At 61.5% G+C, this 19154-nt stretch carries 19 protein-coding genes; 11 read left to right on the forward strand and 8 right to left on the reverse strand.

What is annotated here, in order from left to right; genetic code table 11:
* Window position 1: 1 nt before the first annotated feature.
* Window positions 2-445: an acyl-CoA thioesterase gene (locus tag B2G88_RS05635; RefSeq protein ID WP_054863353.1), complete on the reverse strand. Its 444-nt coding sequence runs from the start codon at window positions 443-445 to the stop codon at window positions 2-4.
* 138 nt (window positions 446-583) lie between these two features.
* On the opposite strand from B2G88_RS05635, the gene B2G88_RS05640 reads away from it, so the two are divergent.
* The 4 genes from B2G88_RS05640 (at window position 584) to B2G88_RS05655 (ending at window position 4517) form a co-directional block, all read left to right on the forward strand.
* A complete protein-coding gene (locus tag B2G88_RS05640; protein WP_087714201.1) occupies window positions 584-2356 on the forward strand; it encodes a TraB/GumN family protein in 1773 nt (590 codons plus the stop codon).
* On the forward strand, window positions 2353-2988 hold the full coding sequence (locus B2G88_RS05645; RefSeq protein ID WP_087714202.1) for a zinc metalloprotease: 636 nt from the start codon (window positions 2353-2355) through the stop codon (window positions 2986-2988). The genes B2G88_RS05640 and B2G88_RS05645 overlap by 4 nt, the downstream gene beginning before the upstream one ends.
* A gap of 61 nt (window positions 2989-3049) precedes the next feature.
* Window positions 3050-4042, forward strand: coding sequence for a phosphoribosylformylglycinamidine cyclo-ligase (purM, locus tag B2G88_RS05650; protein ID WP_054863354.1), 993 nt, complete (start codon window positions 3050-3052; stop codon window positions 4040-4042).
* A 91-nt stretch (window positions 4043-4133) separates the two neighbouring features.
* Complete coding sequence (locus B2G88_RS05655; RefSeq protein ID WP_054863372.1) at window positions 4134-4517, forward strand: hypothetical protein; 384 nt, start codon at window positions 4134-4136, stop codon at window positions 4515-4517.
* Here B2G88_RS05655 and B2G88_RS05660 read toward each other — a convergent pair.
* Window positions 4510-5004 carry a macro domain-containing protein gene (locus B2G88_RS05660; protein ID WP_087714203.1) on the reverse strand — a complete coding sequence of 165 codons (495 nt, stop codon included), beginning with the start codon at window positions 5002-5004 and terminating at the stop codon, window positions 4510-4512. The genes B2G88_RS05655 and B2G88_RS05660 overlap by 8 nt on opposite strands.
* Window positions 5005-5117: 113 nt before the next feature.
* On the opposite strand from B2G88_RS05660, the gene B2G88_RS19470 reads away from it, so the two are divergent.
* A complete protein-coding gene (locus B2G88_RS19470) occupies window positions 5118-5282 on the forward strand; it encodes a hypothetical protein (RefSeq protein ID WP_176393181.1) in 165 nt (54 codons plus the stop codon).
* A 166-nt stretch (window positions 5283-5448) separates the two neighbouring features.
* On the opposite strand, the gene dpsA is transcribed toward B2G88_RS19470, so the two are convergent.
* A complete protein-coding gene (gene dpsA / locus B2G88_RS05665; RefSeq protein ID WP_054863355.1) occupies window positions 5449-6000 on the reverse strand; it encodes a DNA starvation/stationary phase protection protein DpsA in 552 nt (183 codons plus the stop codon).
* Between the two features lie 258 nt (window positions 6001-6258).
* On the opposite strand from dpsA, the gene B2G88_RS05670 reads away from it, so the two are divergent.
* The 4 genes from B2G88_RS05670 to B2G88_RS05685 all read left to right on the forward strand — a co-directional run bounded on the left by B2G88_RS05670 (window position 6259) and on the right by B2G88_RS05685 (window position 11289).
* Entirely contained in the window at window positions 6259-6744 is a 486-nt protein-coding gene (locus B2G88_RS05670; RefSeq protein WP_087714303.1) for an Lrp/AsnC family transcriptional regulator, read from the forward strand.
* 5 nt (window positions 6745-6749) lie between these two features.
* On the forward strand, window positions 6750-7910 hold the full coding sequence (locus B2G88_RS05675; protein WP_054863357.1) for a pyridoxal phosphate-dependent aminotransferase: 1161 nt from the start codon (window positions 6750-6752) through the stop codon (window positions 7908-7910).
* A gap of 44 nt (window positions 7911-7954) precedes the next feature.
* Complete coding sequence (locus B2G88_RS05680; RefSeq protein ID WP_087714204.1) at window positions 7955-9196, forward strand: GNAT family N-acetyltransferase; 1242 nt, start codon at window positions 7955-7957, stop codon at window positions 9194-9196.
* Between the two features lie 197 nt (window positions 9197-9393).
* A complete protein-coding gene (locus B2G88_RS05685; RefSeq protein ID WP_087714205.1) occupies window positions 9394-11289 on the forward strand; it encodes a PAS domain-containing sensor histidine kinase in 1896 nt (631 codons plus the stop codon).
* Here the strand turns inward: B2G88_RS05685 and B2G88_RS05690 are convergent, their stop codons facing one another.
* The 3 genes from B2G88_RS05690 to B2G88_RS05700 all read right to left on the reverse strand — a co-directional run bounded on the left by B2G88_RS05690 (window position 11290) and on the right by B2G88_RS05700 (window position 15478).
* Window positions 11290-11874, reverse strand: coding sequence for a response regulator transcription factor (locus B2G88_RS05690; protein ID WP_087714206.1), 585 nt, complete (start codon window positions 11872-11874; stop codon window positions 11290-11292).
* A gap of 121 nt (window positions 11875-11995) precedes the next feature.
* Window positions 11996-14149, reverse strand: coding sequence for a phosphoribosylformylglycinamidine synthase subunit PurL (gene purL / locus B2G88_RS05695; protein ID WP_087714207.1), 2154 nt, complete (start codon window positions 14147-14149; stop codon window positions 11996-11998).
* Window positions 14150-14233: 84 nt separating this feature from the next.
* The gene (locus tag B2G88_RS05700) at window positions 14234-15478 is read right to left on the reverse strand and encodes an MFS transporter (RefSeq protein WP_087714208.1); all 1245 of its coding nucleotides are present in this window, start codon (window positions 15476-15478) and stop codon (window positions 14234-14236) included.
* A gap of 111 nt (window positions 15479-15589) precedes the next feature.
* On the opposite strand from B2G88_RS05700, the gene B2G88_RS05705 reads away from it, so the two are divergent.
* Window positions 15590-16276 (forward strand): PHP domain-containing protein, encoded by a 687-nt coding sequence (locus B2G88_RS05705; RefSeq protein WP_087714304.1) that lies wholly within the window; start codon window positions 15590-15592, stop codon window positions 16274-16276.
* Entirely contained in the window at window positions 16273-17412 is a 1140-nt protein-coding gene (locus tag B2G88_RS05710; RefSeq protein ID WP_087714209.1) for an asparagine synthase C-terminal domain-containing protein, read from the forward strand. Before B2G88_RS05705 ends, B2G88_RS05710 begins: the two co-directional genes overlap by 4 nt.
* A gap of 109 nt (window positions 17413-17521) precedes the next feature.
* On the opposite strand, the gene B2G88_RS05715 is transcribed toward B2G88_RS05710, so the two are convergent.
* Together B2G88_RS05715 and B2G88_RS05720 are read right to left on the reverse strand one after the other, a co-directional pair.
* A complete protein-coding gene (locus B2G88_RS05715) occupies window positions 17522-18613 on the reverse strand; it encodes an Mrp/NBP35 family ATP-binding protein (protein WP_087714210.1) in 1092 nt (363 codons plus the stop codon).
* Window positions 18614-18719: 106 nt separating this feature from the next.
* Window positions 18720-19037, reverse strand: a complete 318-nt coding sequence (locus tag B2G88_RS05720) for a hypothetical protein (RefSeq protein WP_054863358.1) — start codon at window positions 19035-19037, stop codon at window positions 18720-18722.
* Window positions 19038-19154: the final 117 nt, after the last annotated feature.

Below are 19154 nucleotides of genomic sequence, written 5' to 3' on the forward strand. Positions count from 1 at the left end.
GTCAGTCGCCGTTTTCGCCTGCAAGCGCCTGCTGGCGAAGCTGATTCTCCTGCTCGCTCGAGACCGTAAGTTCGGGCACCGGCGTCGGTTCGTTATCTTCGTCAATCGCGACGTAGACGAAGTAGGATTCGGTCGTCTTCTCGCGTTCGCGCGTCCGGAGGTCTTCGCGCTCGGTGACCAGTCGGACCTTGACGCTCGAGGTGCCGGCGTCGTAGACATAAGCGGTGATGTAGGCCGTGTCGCCGACTGGAATCGGGCGCTCGAAGTCCATGCGGTTGACGTGGGCGGTGACACAGGTTTCGCCCGCAAACCGCATCGCGCTCATTGCTCCCACCTCGTCCATCCACTTCATGACGTTGCCACCGTGGGCGACGTCGAGCATGTTGGCGTGATTCGGCTGGACCATCTCGCGGTTCTCGATGACGGTTTCGATCAGTGCAGTCATGGTCGTACGTTGTCAGGGAGGCTACTCAGGCCTGTCGTCACAACTCGAGGAGTTCGGCCCGAACAGACCATGTCAGCCTGCGAGAACGACTCGCAAGTTCGACACTGGTAAAAGCCCCGACCGAGTTGCATAGTGCTAATGAGCGATGCAGGCGACGCCAATGTCCCGGAACCCCCCGACAGCGAGACCGCCGAGCAGGGGTCCGTCGAGGTTCTCGGGACGGCCCACGTTTCCCAGGCCAGCGTCGATGACGTCCACGAAGCAGTCGACAGAGAACAACCCGATATCGTCGCCGTCGAACTCGACGAAGGGCGATATCAGCAGATGCAAGGCGGCACACCCGACGACCTCGAGGCCAAAGACCTCCTTTCGGGTAACACCGTCTTCCAGTTCTTAGCGTACTGGATGCTCTCGTACGTCCAGTCACGACTCGGCGACCAGTTCGACATCGAACCTGGCGCGGACATGAAAGCCGGCATTGACGCCGCCGAGCGAAACGGCAGCGGCGTCGCGCTGGTCGACCGCGACATTCAGATTACGATCCAGCGGTTCTGGCGGCGGTTATCGTTTACCGAGAAGTTGAAAATGGTCGGCGGGCTCGCACTCGGGATTACGAACCCGAAAACCATCGGGCTCGCCTTTGGCGCCGTTGGCGGCGCACTCCTCGGATTCGTCTTCGCCGCGTTCATCTCGCCGTATCTTGGTCTCGGCGAGACGCTGTTGCTCGGCATCACCGCCACCTCGACGCTGCAGTACGTCGGCGCAGTCGGACTCGGAACTGCTGGTGGCCTCTTCATCGGCCTCCTGTTTATCCCCTCTATCGAATCCGCCGACAGATACACTGGCGGCCTCCTCGATGGCTTTTCACTCAGTCTCGTCATCGGCGTGCTTGTCGGAATCGCGGGGAGCCTCGCGTTGGTCGCCACCAGCACGTTCGTCGGCCCGTTCTCCGCAGGCGCACTCGAGAGCGCTGGCATCTACACCATCCGTGGCGGCGTTGGACTGCTCGCAGGGCTCGGAATCGGCGTGACGCTCGGAGCCATACTGGGGCTCGTCCTCAGTGCACTCGGCGGTGACGTCGAGGAAGTCGAGCAGATCGATATCGAGGAGATGACCGACGGCGACGTCGTCGCCGCGATGATGGAGGAGTTCCGCCAGTTCAGCCCCCGCGGTGCAAACGCCCTAATCGACGAACGCGACGCCTATATCGCCCACAACCTGCACGCGCTTCGCCAACAGGGGCACGACGTGCTCGCCGTCGTCGGTGCCGGGCACAAAGCCGGCATCGAGAACTACCTCCTGAACCCCGACCAACTCCCACCGATGGAGTCGCTCACCGGCACGGCCTCGAGTCGGCGGTTCTCGCCGCTGAAAATCTTCGGCTACCTCGTGATGCTCGGCTTCTTCGGGTTTTTCTTCCTGCTGATTATGGCGGGCGTCCAGAACACCTTCCTCCTGCAATTGTTCCTCGCGTGGTTCCTGTTTAACGGCATCTTCGCGTTTACGCTCGCCCGGCTCGCAGGTGCACGTTGGACCAGCGCCGGCGTCGGCGGCCTCGTGGCGTGGCTGACGAGTATCAACCCGCTGATCGCGCCAGGCTGGTTCGCGGGCTACGTCGAACTCAAACACCGACCGGTCAACGTCCGCGACATCCAGACGCTGAACGAAATCGTCGGCGACACCGAGCGACCAGTTGGCGAGGCGATGGACGACATGTTCAATGTCCCGCTGTTCCGACTCATCATGATCGTCGCGCTGACGAACATTGGAAGTCTCATCGCGACCGTCCTCTTCCCGCTGGTCGTGTTGCCGTATCTGGCACCCGGTATCGGCGGCGTCGATGCACTGATGGCTGAACTGCTCCAGGGCGCTCAAAACAGCCTCGAGTTACTCCGTGGCCTCATTCCATGAGCATGCAAACGACTCGCCGGTCGGAGCCGGACCTTACCTTCAGCAGCAAGGAACTGTTCGATCTCGCGGTCGCCTGGATTGTCCTGAGCGTCGCGTTCGCGCTGTTGTTCGAGCCGATTCACCGCGTTGCTGGCGTCACTGTCGGCTCGTTCGTGACGATGATCGGGCTGAGCTTCGTCACCGTGGGCGTTGCATTCCTCTTACACGAACTCGCCCACAAGGTCGTCGCAATCGAGTACGGCCAACTCGCGGAGTTTCGCGCGGACTACCAGATGCTGTTTCTGGCGATCATGAGTGCCCTGATCGGCTTTCTTTTCGCTGCTCCCGGGGCTGTCTACCACCGCGGGCGCATCACGAAACGAGAGAACGCGATGATCGCCCTGGCCGGCCCGCTGACGAACCACCTACTCGCCGTGCTCTTCTTACCGCTGATGCTGTTCGGTGGCTACCTCGGGCTGATCGGACACATGGGCGTTTTGATCAACCTCTTTCTCGCCGCGTTCAACATGATCCCGTTCGGCCCACTTGACGGGAAAACGGTCCTGACGTGGAACAAAGCCGCCTTCGGCGCTGTCTTCGCCGTGAGCGTAATCCTGCTCGTCGGGTTTGCCCTGACGTTTGGCTTCTGGTGACCCGCTTGACGCGTCGTGCGGGACCGGTGACCTTTTGCTCACCCCACGCGGTCGTTCGCACATGACCGATTCAGCGGACAACGAAGATGACGAACGGCTCACCTACGCCGACTCCGGCGTCGATATCGAAGCCAGCGAGGACGCAACCGCAGCCCTGCTCGAGGCCTTCGGGAGCGACCTTCGAACCGAGTACGCCGGCTTGATCGACATCGGTGACCGCTATCTCGCGCTCGCGACCGACGGCGTTGGCACGAAACTACTCGTCGCGGAAGCACTCGAGGACTTCTCGACGATTGGGATCGACTGCATCGCGATGAACGTCAACGACCTCGTCGCCGCGGGCGTCGAACCCGTCGCGTTCGTTGACTACCTCGCCATCGACGAGCCTGACGAGGAGATCACGAATCAGGTCGGTGAGGGACTCGCAGTCGGCTTAGAGCAGTCAGACTTGACGATGCTCGGTGGCGAAACCGCTGTCATGCCCGACGTCGTGACAGGCTTCGACCTCGCGGGAACCTGCGTCGGACTGGCCGACAAAGACGAGATCTTCGAGGGCGAGGCCGCAGTCGGCGACGCGCTCGTGGGCTTCCCGTCGAACGGCATCCACTCGAACGGCCTCACGCTCGCTCGCGAAGCCGCGACCCGCAACCACGACTACACCGACACCTTCCCACTCGATCCTGAGCGCACTATCGGCGAGGAACTCCTGCGCCCGACTCGGATCTATACAGACCTCCTCGAGTCGATGCACGACCACGACGTTCGCGCGGCGGCCCACGTCACCGGCGGCGGGTGGACGAACCTGCTGCGGATGGGCAAGCGCAACTACGTCATCGAGAATCCGCTGCCGGCCCAGCCGATCTTCGAGTTCATCCAGGCGGAAGGGAACGTGACCGACGAGGAGATGCACCGGACGTTCAACATGGGAACCGGATTCGTCGTGGCTCTGCCCGACGAACAGGCCGAATCGCTCGTCGCTGAAACGGACGGACAGCGCATCGGCCGCGTCGAAGACGGCAAAACAGTCGACATTCGCGGATTGAGCCTCGAGTAAGTTCCACCGACTCGAGGGCACAGGAAAACCCGCTCGAGTCCCCACCCACTGGGGCTGTTCTTTAAATATGATCACGCGGCCAGAGCGGTGTATGAAACGACGAACGTTTCTGGCAGTAACAGCAACGACGACGACAGCAACGGTCGCCGGTTGCCTCGGCGGAGAGACGCTTTCGGCCGAACTGGCCGATGGCGAGACGGAGACCTTCGAAGCCAGCGAGGGCGACGAGTACGACGTTGCAGTCGAGGTCGAAGATGGCGACAACGCAGTTGTCTACCTCAGATACGATATCGAGAAAACGACCGAAGAAATCGAAGACGAAGACGACGCTGCAGCTGCGATTGGTGGGATGTTTAGCGGCCCACTTATCAGCGACCGCGTCGAGGGCGAGGAGACCTTCGAGGTCGAAATTGAGGCCGACGGCTACTACACGGTTGGCGTCGAAACCGGCGCGGCATCGATTACCATCAGCTAATCGCCGTTCGTATCGTTTCGTACTCCTCGTTGCTGTAGGCGATGAGTCGAACGTCCTCGAGCGTCTCCGGGTCGTAGTCCGAAATTTCCTCGGCGATGATCGTCGCGCCTGTCTCGAAGTCGAATCCGGCGACGCCACAGCCGAGTGCGGGAATCACGAGCGAGCGACAGCCACGGTCGTCGGCTGCCTCGAGTGCGTTTCGAGTCGCGTCGCGAATGCTGTCCTCAGTTGCCTGTCCGTCCCCGTAGTGGGGCATTGCAGCCGCGTGGATGACGTACTCGGCCTCGAGGTCGTAGGCGTCGGTGACGGCAACGTCGCCGAGGTCGACAGGACCCTTTGAGGTTGCCGCTGCATTGATTTCGGGGCCAGCCCGTCGTCGGAGTGCACCTGCGACGCCTGAGCCCATCTCGAGACTTGTCCCCGCAGCGTTGACAAGCGCGTCGGCGGACTGTGCGGCGATATCACCCTGGATGACATCGAACTCCATACAGAAAGCACAGACTCGAAGAGTATGAAACAACACTCGAGACAACTCACCAGTTCCCAAGGACTTAGGCCGACCAAAACCTTTTTAGAATTAGGCTCGCCTAACTCATAGTAATGGACGTTCCCGTTCGCAGGCAGGAGACAGAGACCGACGACACTGACGAGCCAGCAGCGGTGGTGAGCAGCCACGAACCGCGCCCTGGAAAATACGTTTTCACCGAGCGCGACAACACCGACGGCTGGATCGCGACAGATTTCGCTGTCGACCTCGAGCGCTGATCTCGGACCTGATTCGCGCCGCCCTCCACACTGATTTGGCGTCACTGCAGTTACAACACTCTATCTCACTGCGATACTATCGTACCTTTGTCGACCCTACTGAGCGATTCAGCGAGTTATCCTCGAGAAATAGTGGGAGGCCGCTGGGCAGCCGTCCGCGGTCAGATTACCGTTCTTTCGTCGCGTCTTCGAGCACGAGCGTGTCGTCCTCGAGGTAATGCTCGAAGTGGTGGCCGTCTTCCTCGAGCGTCACGAGGATTTCACGCAGGATTTCGGCAGTCGCGTAGTCGCCGAGATTATCCGCGAGTTCGATGCTGTCACGCATCGACTCGATGATATCACCGTACATCTCGAGGTCGTGCTGGAACATCGTCCGGGCGTCGTAGACGTCTTCGCCCTCGAACTCGACGGTGGCGCGCTCTTGCTGGTTCGCCGGTCCGGAGACGGGAACGCCGCCGAGTGCCTGCGCGCGCTCGGCGATGATGTCTGCACCCTCCTCGACGTGCTCGTAGGCCTCCTCGAGGAACTTGTGGAGCGGGAGGAACTCTGCGCCCTCGACGACCCAGTGGTGCTTTTTGAGTTGGTGATACAGCACGTACGCGTTCGCAAGTTCCGTGTTCAACGCGTCGACGATCTGTTCGGCCTTATCCTGATCGAGCCGAAGTTCGTTCTCCTCAACGACGTCTGCCGGTTGACGGACGGTTTTCTGGGTGCTCATCGTATGTCAACGGTACGTTCGCATTCCACTTAAAGCTTTTCCGTGAAAAAACAATTTTTCCTATTTCAAAAATCTATTTTGCTGCCACTCGAGTATGAGTTTCCTTGATTCATAATCTGTTCGACGAATATGTTCGTCATCGACACTGTTGAGCAGTTGCTCAACCCTATCGAAAAACAAGTATCGAAAACGCCGGGTCAGTACACGTGCTATCGAGCAACAACAACGTTTTTACTCGCGCTTGCGCTTCGCGTTGGTATGAGCGAACGCGAGGTGCTCGAGTTGCTCCGTGAGAATGCGCGCTACTCCACGGCAGATATCGCGCGAATGACTGACCTCGACGAGTCTGAGGTCGACAGAGCCATCGAGGAACTCGAGGCAGCAGGCGTAGTCTGTGGCTATCAGGCGGTCGTCGACTGGGATAAACTGGAAGACGAGCGCGTTCGCGCCGAAGTCGAGTTGAACGTTCACCTCGACCGCGAGACTGGCTACGGTGATATCGCTGAGCGCCTCGCACGATTTCCGCAGGTCACGGCCTTGCGACTGGTCAGCGGTGACTACGACTTCGATATGGAAGTCGAGGGAGACTCCATCCGCGAGGTCTCGCAGTTCATCAGTGAAAAGGTCGCACCCGTCCCCGAGATCACCCAGACGGTCACTCACTACGTGATGACCTCCTACAAAGAGAACGGGATTGAACTCGGCGACGGCGACGAGGACGACCGACTCTCGGTGTCGCCCTGAGGACCATGACGTTCGAACTTGCAGACCGCGTCCAATCGGTCCCGCCGTCAGGTATCCGCCGATTCTTCGAAATCGCCGAAGAGCGCGACGACGTCATCTCGCTTGGCGTCGGCGAACCGGACTTCGCAACGCCGTGGGCCGCCCGCGACGCCGCGATCACCTCCTTAGAGCAGGGGAAAACCTCTTACACGGCAAACCGGGGCAAACGCGAACTCCGCGAGGCAATTAGCGACTACGTCGCCGACCGCTTCGACCTCGGCTACGACCCCGACGAGGAAATCATCGCGACCGCCGGCGCAAGCGAAGCCGTCGACTTGGCCTTCCGCGCACTCGTCAACCCCGGCGACACCGTTGCTATCGCCCAGCCGTCGTACATCTCCTACGAACCCGGCGTCACCTTCGCCGGTGGCGAGGTCCTGCCCGTCCCCACGACGGAAGAGAATGACTTTCGGCTGACAGTCGACGCAATCGAGCAAGCGGGCGCGAGCGAGGCCGATCTCCTCGTCTACTGTTATCCGAACAATCCGACGGGCGCGATCATGCGCGAATCGGACCTCGAGCCAATCGCCGAGTTCGTCCGCGAACACGATCTGACCGTCCTCGCCGATGAGATTTACGCAGAACTCACCTACGACGGGCACACGCACACCTCGATTGCGACACTGCCGGGGATGCGCGAGCGCACCATCGTCTTCAACGGCTTCTCGAAGGCCCACGCGATGACCGGCCTGCGACTCGGCTACGCGCTTGGCCCCGCCGAGGTCATCGGCGCGATGAACAAGATTCACCAGTACACGATGCTCTCGGCGCCGACAACAGCCCAGTACGCTGCCCTCGAGGCCCTCGAGTCGTGTGAGAACGACGTCCAGGAGATGGTCGCAGAGTACGACCGCCGACGCAAGTTCATCCTTTCGCGATTCCGCGAAATCGGGATGGACGTCTTCGACGCGAAAGGCGCGTTCTACTGCTTCCCTGAGGTCCCCGAGGGCTGGACCGCCGAGGAGTTCGCCCAGGACGTCCTCACCGAGCAAGGCGTCGCCGTCGTCCCGGGCGACGTCTTCGGTGCGGGCGGCGAGGGCCACCTTCGCGTCTCCTATGCGACCGGACTCGAGGATATCCGTGAGGCACTTACCCGACTCGAGGCGTTCCTGGCGGACCACGAGTAGTCAGGACCAGCAACGTTTTCTCGCTCGCTGCAGCGTTCGTGTGTATGGCTGACTATCGGCAGATCCCCGACGAGCGGGGTGTGTTTCACGAGTATCGCACCTACGCGTTCGTTCCTGAACTGGGGCCGACACCGTACGACTCCGACGAGCACGACACGCCGCGAGCGCTGCTTGGCTCACCGCGCGGGATCTACCCGGATGCCGACGCGGACGCCAGCGAGCCACGCGCAGTCTGTCGACACTACTGGCTCACCGCCCGTGTGCGCGGAGACTTGCATCCGACTGCCGGACTCGCGGCTGTTGCAACCCCACCGGAGTATCGCCGACAGGGCTACGTCGGTCAACTGCTCGAGCACTCACTCGAGGAGTATCGCGAACGTGGCTGTCGATTCGCGGTGCTGTGGCCGTTTCGCTACGCCTTCTATCGGCAGTTCGGCTGGGACACGAGCAACACGATTGTCACCCACGAGTGTGATCCCGAAACGCTCGCGTTCGCCGCGGCTGCAACTGACCGCGAGGGATCGTTCACACGTCTCGACGCTGACGACTACGAACGCCTCGAGTCGGCCTATGACTCGTTTGCTGAGCGATATGCACTCACGCTCGAGCGCTCGGACGACTGGTGGCGCTATCGGCTGCTCGAGAACTTCGACACCGATCCGTACATCTATGCCTACGAGCGCGATGGGGCCGTCCGTGGCTATCTCATCTACACGGTCGAGGCGAACGACGATCACAACGAGCGGACGATGGACGTCTCCGAACTCGGATTCGAGACATACGACGACCTGCTCGCATTGCTGTCGTTCTGTCACACCCACGACTCGCAGGTCGACCGGGTTCGACTCCGCGTCCCTGAGCAAGTCCCACTACTTGAGATTGCGGCCGAACCGGACGAGATCGAAACGACGGTCGAAACCGGCCCGATGGTTCGGATCGTCGACGTCGAAAAAACGCTTTCGGCGCTTTCCTATCCTGCTCTCGAGGCACAACTCACACTCGCCGTCGCAGACGACGCAGCCGAGTGGAACGCCGGCCAGTTCACGCTCTCCGTGACCGACGGCGAGGGCGTTTGCGAGCGAATCGACTCGTCCCAATCGACTGCATCAGCAGCCGGCAACGCAGTCGCCCGAATCGACATCGGCGCGCTCTCCCAACTCGTCGTCGGCGCTCGCGGTGCATCTGAACTCGAGCGAACCGGTCGCCTCGAGGCGGACACGGCCACGCTCGAGACGCTGACAGCCCTGTTCCCCGAGACGGATGTCTATCTCAGTGATCGGTTCTGAGTAGCGACGATTGCGTCCAGTAAGCACTATAGGTCCGCCGACACTCGGCCGCGACACTGAAATACGCGGTTCCCAAAGTACGGGTAACGCGATTCTATGTCTCTCGAGCTCGGTCAGCCGATGGCGATACTGGCGCACATAGTAGCGTCTCCCGACGCACTGACAGTGCAGCGTCGTTTCCGCTCAGGTGATGCGACGTGAGTCGGCGCTCGATTCCCGCGCTCGACCGAATTACGGATGCGTTCTTTGCACTCGATACCGACTTTCGGTTTACGTATCTCAACACGCGCGCACAGTCACTGCTCAAGCGCTCCCGGTCGGAACTCATCGGCCGAGTCATGTGGGATGAGTTCCCCGAAACCGTCGAAACGCAGTTCCCCGACGGCTTCCACCAGGCGATGGACAAACAGGTCCCCGTCTCGTTCGAGGTCTATCACACCCGTCTCGAGACGTGGTTCGAAGCGCGGGCCTACCCCTCCGAAACCGGCCTGTCGGTGTACATGCGCGACGTTACCGAGCGAAAGCAACAGGAGACCGCCCTCGCCCAGCACGCGGCCGTCGTCGAAGCGATCAGCGACGGCGTCCTCACACTGAGTCAGGACCGGCGAATCGTCTCCGTCAACAGCGCACTCGAGGACCTGCTCGGAACGTCCCGCGCGGAACTCGTCGGTTCCCACGTCGAAATCCTCACCGAACTAGCAGACATTGCGGACGAACAGGCCCTCGAGATGGGCCGCGCAATTACGGATATCGACACCGGTGCGACCGAGACGCGCACGCTCGAGGCGTCACTCACTGACGCGGACGGCATCGAACGGATGAGCGAGTTACGGTTCGTCCCAGTCGAAGACAAAACGGCGACCGTCGCCTGTGTTGTCCGGGATATCACCGACCAGTACGAGTACGAACGCGTCGCAACCTCGCTCCACGAAGTCACCCGCTGGCTACTCGACTCCGATGACCCCGAGGAAATCTGTGCAGTCGCCGTCCACGCCGGCAGCGATCTGTTGAACCTGCCGATCAGTGGCGCGTGGCTCCTTGAGGAAGAACAGGGCTATCTCGAGCCTGTCGCGGGAACCGCGGACGCACACGACGAGTTCGGTGGTCTCCCCCGATTCAATCCGGGCCAAGGACTCGTCTGGGACGTCTTCGAAGCCGGCGGCGTCGAGCGATTCGACGACCTCGAGGCCAAAGACGACCTCTATAACCCCGACACACCGATACGGTCGGAAATTATCGCACCAATCGGTACCCACGGGGTTCTCATGACTGGGTCGTTCGAAGCAAACCGCTTCGACGAAACAGATGTCGACCTCGTCTCGACACTCGTTGAAAACACCCGTGCAGCACTCGACCGCGCAGACCGCGAACGCATCCTCCGCGAACGAAGCGTCGAACTCGAGCGCCAGACAGAACGCCTCGAACGGGTTGCAGACGTCCTCTCGAACGACCTGCAACAGCAACTCGAGGACGTTGCGGGTACACTCGAGGACGACCCGGCCGATGACTCATGGCAGTTCCCCCTCGCAGAGGAATCCGTCGGCACGACGCTGGACCGGGCTGAACGGCTCATTGACGACGTTCGGGAGTTCGCCCGAAACGCCTCTGCAGTCCGAACCCGGAGCCGAATCCACCTCGAGCAGGCTGTCAGCGAGGCAGCCCACGGCTCACAACTCACCACGGAGAACATCATCATCGAGCAAGCAGCAACGCTCAGAGCGGATACTGACCGATTCATCTCACTGCTCGAGGCGGCGTTTAACGACATCGCAGCGCGAAGCGATGCCGACAGCGAGAGCGAGGTAACAGTCTGGATCGATGTGGTCGGCGTCGAGAACGAAGACGCTCGCTCGCGTGGTTTTTTCCTGCGAGACGATGCCGCTGAGAGCTACGCCGAGGCCCACGACCGCGTGTTCGATCCTGCGTTTCCGGACAACGAAACGGCACGAAACGGACTTGGATTGGCACTCGTCAAAGCCATCGCCGATGCACACGACTGGCAGGTCGCAATCGAGTGCGGCCTAGACGATGGCACACAGATCGACATCAAAAACGTGATGACACTCGAGTTGGTCGACGACAAAAATCCATAGCTACTCCTCGGATCCACTACTGGCGATATCTTGCGAGAGTTGGCGTGCGTCGCCACCCTCGAGAACCGCCGCAACCGTCTCATCGACGCGCGTGCGCAACACGGCGAGTCGATCCTCGAGTTCGTCGTACTCGCGGCTGGCTGCAAGCTCAGCCTCGTTTTTCTCGCCGTCAAGTAACGCCTTCTTCGAGGCGAGTGCAAACAGCGTTCGCAACTGCTCGTCGTACGTCGAACGCAACAGCAACTGCTCGATAACGTGATGAAGTTCGGCTTTCGAGACGGGCTTGACGAGATAGTCGTCGAATCCCATACCGATAATATCGAAATCGGGTTCGACCGCAGTGACCATTGCGACGCGACAGTCGAGGTCGCGTTCTCGAATCGTCTCGAGCACAGTGTCCCCGGAAAGTTCCGGCATCCGCCGATCCAACAGGACGACGTCGACCGTCTCGTCGATTGCATCGAGTGCCTCAGACCCATCGTAGGCTGTACAGACGTTGTACTCGCTCTCGAGCCACGCGGTATACAGATTCGCGAGGTCGGGTTCGTCCTCGACAATAAGCACTGACGACAACTCGGTATCCATCGACTAGAGGCCTCCAGGGTCGTTATTGTGAGCAGTGGTTCTCGGGGTATTTTAACATATCGGGATCCGAGAGAAGATGCAATAGTTGCCGCGAGTGAGGACCCCACGACTGACTACCAAATCACTCGAGTTCGCTCGAAATCGTCTCGCGTAGGTCACTAATCGTCGCAGCCTCGGTCTCGAGCGTCTGCTCGCCGACCGTAATCTCGAGGCGGCCGTCCGTCGTCGCCGAGCCAAGGTCGACGACCGGCGCAACGCCATCGAACGCCTCGCGAACCGCATCGGGTGCGGTCGTCTGAATCAGGATGCGACCCGGCTGTTCGTGGAACAATGCGCCAGCAGGGTCGGCAGTCGAGAGGCTGACCTCGAGGCCAGCCGTCTCGGTGACCATCTCTGCGAGCGCAACGGCGAGTCCGCCGTGGCTCACGTCGTGGGTCGCAAGCGTCGCGTCGTCGTCTGCGACCGTCGCAATCGTCTCGATGAGTGCGGCTGGCTCCTCGGGCAGCGTGGGGAAGACGTCACTTCCATCGTGTTGGCCGAGGTACTCGGACCCACCGAGTGCGAATGACTCGAACTCGAGGCCGAGGTCACCGACGAGCAACAGAGACGACTCGCTGTCGGACTCGACCGCAAGCGGTGGCGCGTCGTAGCCGGCTTTCGTCCCGACGAGTGCGAGCGTCGGCGTTGGCGGAATCGGTCCGGAGACGGAGTCGTTGTACAGCGAGACGTTCCCGCCAACGACGGGTGCCTCGAGTGTGGCACACATGTCGGCCAGTCCATCGACGATTGCTTTGAACCCGCCGTAGACGTCGGGTTTCTCGGGGTTGCCGCCGTTGAGACAGTCGACTGCCGCAAGTGGCGTTGCCCCTTTCACGGCGACGTTCGTCGCGTTCTCGAGGGCAATCGCCTGTGCGCCCTCGTACGGTGCGGTGGCGGTCCAGTTCGGTGCAGCACCCGATGAAATCGCCAGCCCCGTCTCGGCTTCTCGGACAGCAATGATCGCGGCATCGTCGCCGGGACCGACGCTCGTTCGAATGCCGACCTCGTGGTCGTACTGTCGGTAGACCCAGCGCTTCGAGGCCGTGTTCGGACTCGAGACGATGGTTTCGAACGCCGACTCGAGGTCAGCGTCGGGAAGGTCGGGTTCTGGCTGGTCCGGCTCATCGGCGGGGAGGTCGTTCATCGGCGCGCCCTCGCCGAGGAAGTGCGCGTCGACGTCGACGACGGGTTCACCGTCGAACGTGCACGTATAGTTCCCGTCAGTCACTTCGCCGATGACCGAACAGCCCAAATCGAATCGCTCGGCGATGTCGGCCACGCGGTCGACGTTCTCGGGGGCGACCTCGTAGCACATCCGCTCCTGAGATTCGGCGAGTAGAATCTCGAGAGCGTTCATGTTCGGTTCGCGCTGGTGGACGCGCTCGAGTTCGATGTGTGCGCCGAGGCCACCTTTGGCGACGAGTTCGCTCGAGGCACCGCCCAGCCCGGCCGCGCCGAGGTCGCGGGCGGATTCGATGAGTTGTTCCTCGATGAGTTGCTCGTTGGCTTCGATGAGCAGTTTCTCGGCGTAGGGGTCGCCGACCTGGACCGCGGGGCGGTCTTCAGTTTCGGCGTCCTCTGCGAGGTCCTCGCTCGCGAAACTCGCGCCGCCGAGGCCGTCGCGGCCCGTCGCGTTACCGACGAGAACGAGTTTGTTCCCCGGTTCCTGTGCGACCGCGGTGACGAGTCGCTCTTCGTCGGTCAGGCCGACGCAGGCGACGTTGACGAGCGGATTGCCCTCGTAGTCGTCGTGGAAGTCAACGCTGCCCGCCACAGTCGGAACGCCGATACAGTTGCCGTAGTGGCTGATTCCCTCGACGACGCCCTCGAAGAGGTACTTCGAGTGCTCGCGGTCGAACCCGCCGAAGTACAGCGAATCGGCGAGTGCAATCGGGTATGCCCCCATCGAGAGCGTGTCACGGACGATGCCGCCAACGCCCGTCGCAGCCCCGTCGAAGGGATCCACGTAGGAGGGGTGGTTGTGGCTCTCGATTCCCATCGTGATGTAGGTGTCCTCGTCCCCATCGCTGTCGGGCAATGCGACGACTGCGGCGTCGTCACCTGGTCCGATGACGACCTGCTCGCCCTCGCTCTCGAACGCCGACAGCAACGGTCTCGAGGAGCGGTACGCACAGTGTTCGCTCCAGAGGTTCTCGAACAGCGCCGCCTCCGCCGGGGTCGGCTCTCGCCCCAGTTCCTCGACGACGAGTTCGCGGTCCGAATCGGCAAGACTCATTCACTTCAGTGATGAAAGCCGGTCGGTAAATGGGTTTCTATGTGCACGTTCGTGCATCACATGACAACGAGACAATATCCCGTCTCAGGATTGGTTACTCTCACTCGAGTCGGATGGCACGGCTCCGAGTGAGAACAGTACGATGAAGCCGACGATGGTGAGAACGAGTCCGACGACGAGGCCGCGAAACACCTCGTCGAACGTGAGCCCCTGCTCGACGAGCCAGCCGACGGCAAACGGGCCGACAGCGTGGAGTGGCATCATGGTCGCGCTGAAGATGGCATACGCACTTCCACGGTGGGCATCAGAAAGCGACGCAAGGACGTACGTATCCGAGACGGGAAAGAGACTGTGGATGACAAAGCCCATGATTGCACTGACGGCGATGACGCCCGCAAGCGACTGGACAATCGTGAGTGCATACAGGGTCCCGGCGAACGCGGCGGTGATCGCGAGCAAGAGCGGAATAAACGGCAATCGATCCGCGAGCGACCCCATGATCCAGAACGCCGGCAGTCCGGTGGCGAACATGACGGTCAACAGCGTGAGTGCGACGCCATCAGAGAGTCCCTTCGAGTCGACCAGATACGTCGCATAGAGATTGAACACGCCGTTCCAGACGAGGCCGATGAAGCCAACCAGTGCGACCGCCGTCACGATAAGTCGCCAGTTCGCTAACAACGCAGCCCGAAGGTTCCGGTCGGCCGCTCCAGCGTCGGGCAACGTCGCCCGCTTTGCGAGTACGTAGAAAACGACCGTCGAGCACAGCGAGACGAATCCGATTGCCAGAAAGATCACTCGCCAGCCGGCAAGCGGCCACAGTGTAATCGCCAGCACGATGCCGACGAACGCGGGCGCGATCACTGCGGCAAACTGTGCGGCGATACCGTGAATGCCGATCATCCGACCGACACGTTCCGGAAAGAGTTCGCTCACGAGCGGGTTCGCCGACACGAAGTAAACACCGCTCGCGACGCCCATGAGCAACGCACCGACGTAGAGCATCTCGAGTGAGACCGATGCGGCCGCGACTATCGATGACCCCGTCATGATGATGCCACTCCAGAGGACGATGGTGTGGCGCGGATACTTGGTGAGCAAGTAGCCGGTCGGCAGCCGAGGCAGTGTCGACCCAACCCAGGCCAGCGTCGCGAGCAAGCCAACGGCCGCCGGCCCAACCCCAAAGACGTCCCGCAGCGGCTCGAGCAGTGGCGCATAGATGAGCCGGCCGAGATTGACGAGAAAGACCAGCGTACAGAGCGAGCCGAACAGTCTCGTCCGACTGGTCGGACGGTCGCCGCCGGGGAGCCTGCTCGTCACCGAGTTCATAGCTCTGTTCTCGAGTGAAGCCCCTCAAGCGTTCTGGCTTGATGCCCCCCACCGACGACAGTGGCAACCGGGACCGGGGTGCTTTTGATCACGCTGCCCGAACTACCACGCGTGCTGTCGGTCGAACTCCACGCTCACTCGTCGCTATCGTACGACGGCCGCGACCCGGTGTCGCTCATCTTAGAGCAAGCCGAGGCCATCGGCCTCGATGCGATTGCGGTGACCGATCACGATGAGATTGATGCCAGCCTCGAGGCCGCAGAACGCGCCCCCGAGTATGGACTCGTGGGTATCCCGGCAATCGAAATCTCGAGCAAGGCCGGCCATATCCTCGGACTGGGCGTCGAGCGCGCTATTCCACCAGGGCTGTCCTACGAAACGACGCTCGAGGCGATTCGCGAGCAAGGCGGGATTGCGATTATTCCACACCCGTTTCAGGAGTCCCGACATGGCGTTATGGGCCGAATTTCGCGCAAACAACTCGCGAAAGGCGACGCAATCGAAGTGTACAACTCTCGACTGCTAACCGGCCGTGCGAACCGGCAAGCCGACCGATTCGCACAGTCACACGACCTCCCACGGACTGCCGGCAGCGACGCCCACATCAGCGAAATGGTCGGCCAGGCAGTCACTCGCGTTGACGCCGACGAACGAAGCGCCGAGGCGATTCTCGAGGCGATTCGCGAGGGAAAAACCTCGGTCGAAGGCAAACGAACACCGTGGCATATCAGCGTCCGGCAGTTCGCCGGCGGCGTCACGCGGCGTCTCAGAAACGGTATGCCGGGGGTGTGGCAATGACGCTTCGCGGCGCGAGCGAGGAAATCGTTCGTGATGCTCTCGAGCGTGTCGATCCGCTGCCCGGAACCGCCGGCTTCGCAGGCGAACTTGACGGGCAACTCGTCCGCGACGTCCTCGGGCGCGAACCGCTATTTCTCGAGCGCGCCGAACCGACCGAGCCACGATGGGCGTTCGAACCTGCCACACTCGAAGAGCCGATTGCAGTTCCAGCAGGGACCGCACTCGAGGGAACCGACGCGACTGCGTCGGCGGACACACCGACGGTCGACCGCCACTGGACGCTTCCCACCCCCGAACCGGTTTCGGATCAGGCGACCGCACTCGAGGACCTCGACGACGCGATTCAAACGGCACACAGCGCTGCAACAGCGGCTGAACGCGACATCGCCGTTGCCTTCTCGGGCGGCGTCGATTCCGCACTCGTCGCTGAACTTCTCGATGCACCGCTGTACGTCGTCGGCTTTCCGGATAGTCACGACATCGAGGCCGCCCGCACCGCTGCCGAGGCGATGGGTCGAGACCTGACGGTTGTCGACCTCGAGCCCGCAGACCTCGAGCGCGCGGTGCCCAAAATCGTCCGCGCGACGGGGCGGACGAACGCGATGGACATCCAGATCGCCCTCCCGCTGTATCTCGTCGGCGAGCGCGTCGCCGCAGACGGCTTCGACGCGCTCGCGGTCGGGCAAGGCGCGGACGAACTCTTTGGCGGGTACGAAAAGGTCGTTCGCCTCGACCACCGCGTCGACGCTGAGACGACCCGCGGCGCGGTCCGCGAGCAGATTCAGAGCCTGTCCGAGCAACTGCCGCGTGACGTGCTGGCGATTCGGGCAACGGGACTCGAGCCCGTTGCTCCGCTGCTCCACGATGCCGTCGTCGACGCCGCGTTACGGCTGCCGGACGATCTATTGGCCGACGAAGAAACTCGCAAACGCGGGTTCCGACAGGTCGCCTCGCGGTATCTCCCTGACGACGTTGCGATGCGAGACAAAAAGGCCGTCCAGTACGGTAGTCTCGTCGCCCGCGAAATCGACCGACTCGCGCGACAGGCGGGCTACAAGCGCCGGATGGACGACCACGTCGACAAGTACATCGCGTCGTTGCTCGAGGACGAGCCGACAACCCCGGCGGCCGAGTAATCGACTGCGTCGGATCAGTTACTGGTGCTATCGTACGCTTCGCTGCAGTCCCATTTATCGCGAAGGAGTTGTTTGGAGTACGCTCGAGTAACGGAAGAGACGCAGAGAATCAGTCTTCAGTTTCGGTCGGAAGCGTGCTATCCGGCGTATCCGAGGTGTGTTCGTTGACCGTGCGGCGGTTTGCCTCGCCGATGCGGTCGGAGGCTTCGGCGACGACGTCCTCGACGTGTTCCTGGACTGGGCTGTCGTCGTCTTTGACGATTGGCCCTTTGCTGCCGTCGGCACCGAAATCAGGATGGATCGGGATGCGACCGAGCAGTGGCACGTCGTAGTTGTCGACAATGGTATCTGCGCCTTCGGTCCCGAACAGACCGTGTTGGTCGCCACAGGACGGACAGACGAACGAACTCATGTTCTCGACGACGCCGAGTACTGGCGTGTCGTGCTTGTTGAACATCTGAATCCCCTTGCGGGTATCCTCGAGGGCCATCTCCTGGGGTGTCGTGACGACGACAGCACCCGTGACAGGCATCGACTGCAGCAGATTCAACGTTGCGTCGCCGGTCCCCGGCGGCAGGTCGACGATGAGGTAATCAAGACGGCCCCACTCGACGCCATCTAAGAACTTCATCATGAACTTGTTGACCATCGGGCCGCGCAGGATTGCGGGGTCGTCCTCTTCTTCCATCATGAAGCCCATGCTGATGATCCGGACGCCGTCCGAGCGCGGCGGGACGATGTCCTCATCGGGTGTCACGCCAGGGTCGCTCTCGACCGGCAGGATTTTCGGGACGTTCGGGCCGTGAATGTCCGCGTCTAGGAGGCCGACCATTGCACCGCGTTTCTCGAGGCCGGCAGCAATATTCGCTGCAACTGTCGTCTTCCCGACGCCACCTTTTCCGGAGGCGACGGCGATGACGTTTCGCACGCGCGGGAGGACCTCGTCGTCGAAGCCGTGTTCTTGGCCGACGTGGGCGCGCAGGTCAGCCTCGAGGCCGACCTCGTCACAGAGTTCCCGGATCTGGTTGCCCAGTTCCATTTCGGAAGGTGCGTATGGGGCGTTAAAGGCAAGTGAAATGCGGGCGGTTTCGTCGTCAATCGTGACATCGTTGACCAGACCGAGCGAGATAATGTCCTCGCCGATATCGGGGTCCTCGACGTCCTCGAGTTTGATCTTGAGTTCGTGTTCTGTGATACTCATGGTGCGTCGATAGGAGTTAGTGCACTGAAAGAGACCGACGGGGATACGTGTGATGGTTCGGGGCCGCAACTGACGCTGCGAGAGGTGGTGATGAAGCCACCCGTCGCTATGGTGGCCCGGCTGATCCGATTGGCTCCGGTGCGCCGCCGAAGAAAACGATACCGATGAGCACCGTTAGGAAGAACATTGGAACCCACATCCCCGCCGTGATCCCAATGAGGTAGACAACACCCATCCCGCCGAGTTTCGTATCGCGTGGAACGCCAGCGAACCACGCAATGATCATGACGTAGATCGGCACGAGGACGACACCGAAGATGATCCAGGTCCCAATGTTCGGAAAACCGGTCAGCCCCTCAGTGCCGTCGTAGCCGTGATAGAGCACCAGCGACAACGCCTCAACGATTGTGGTATGGAGTGACATCACTATAGTTCCCAGACACCCTCGAGCAGGGTCGTGCTAGTGCATGCGCTCTCAAGGCAGTTTCTCGAGTGACTCACAGTGAGATCAAGCGCGCAAAAAATCGGTGTCGAAATCTGC

The organism is Natronolimnobius baerhuensis (assembly GCF_002177135.1).
Taxonomy (GTDB): domain Archaea; phylum Halobacteriota; class Halobacteria; order Halobacteriales; family Natrialbaceae; genus Natronolimnobius; species Natronolimnobius baerhuensis.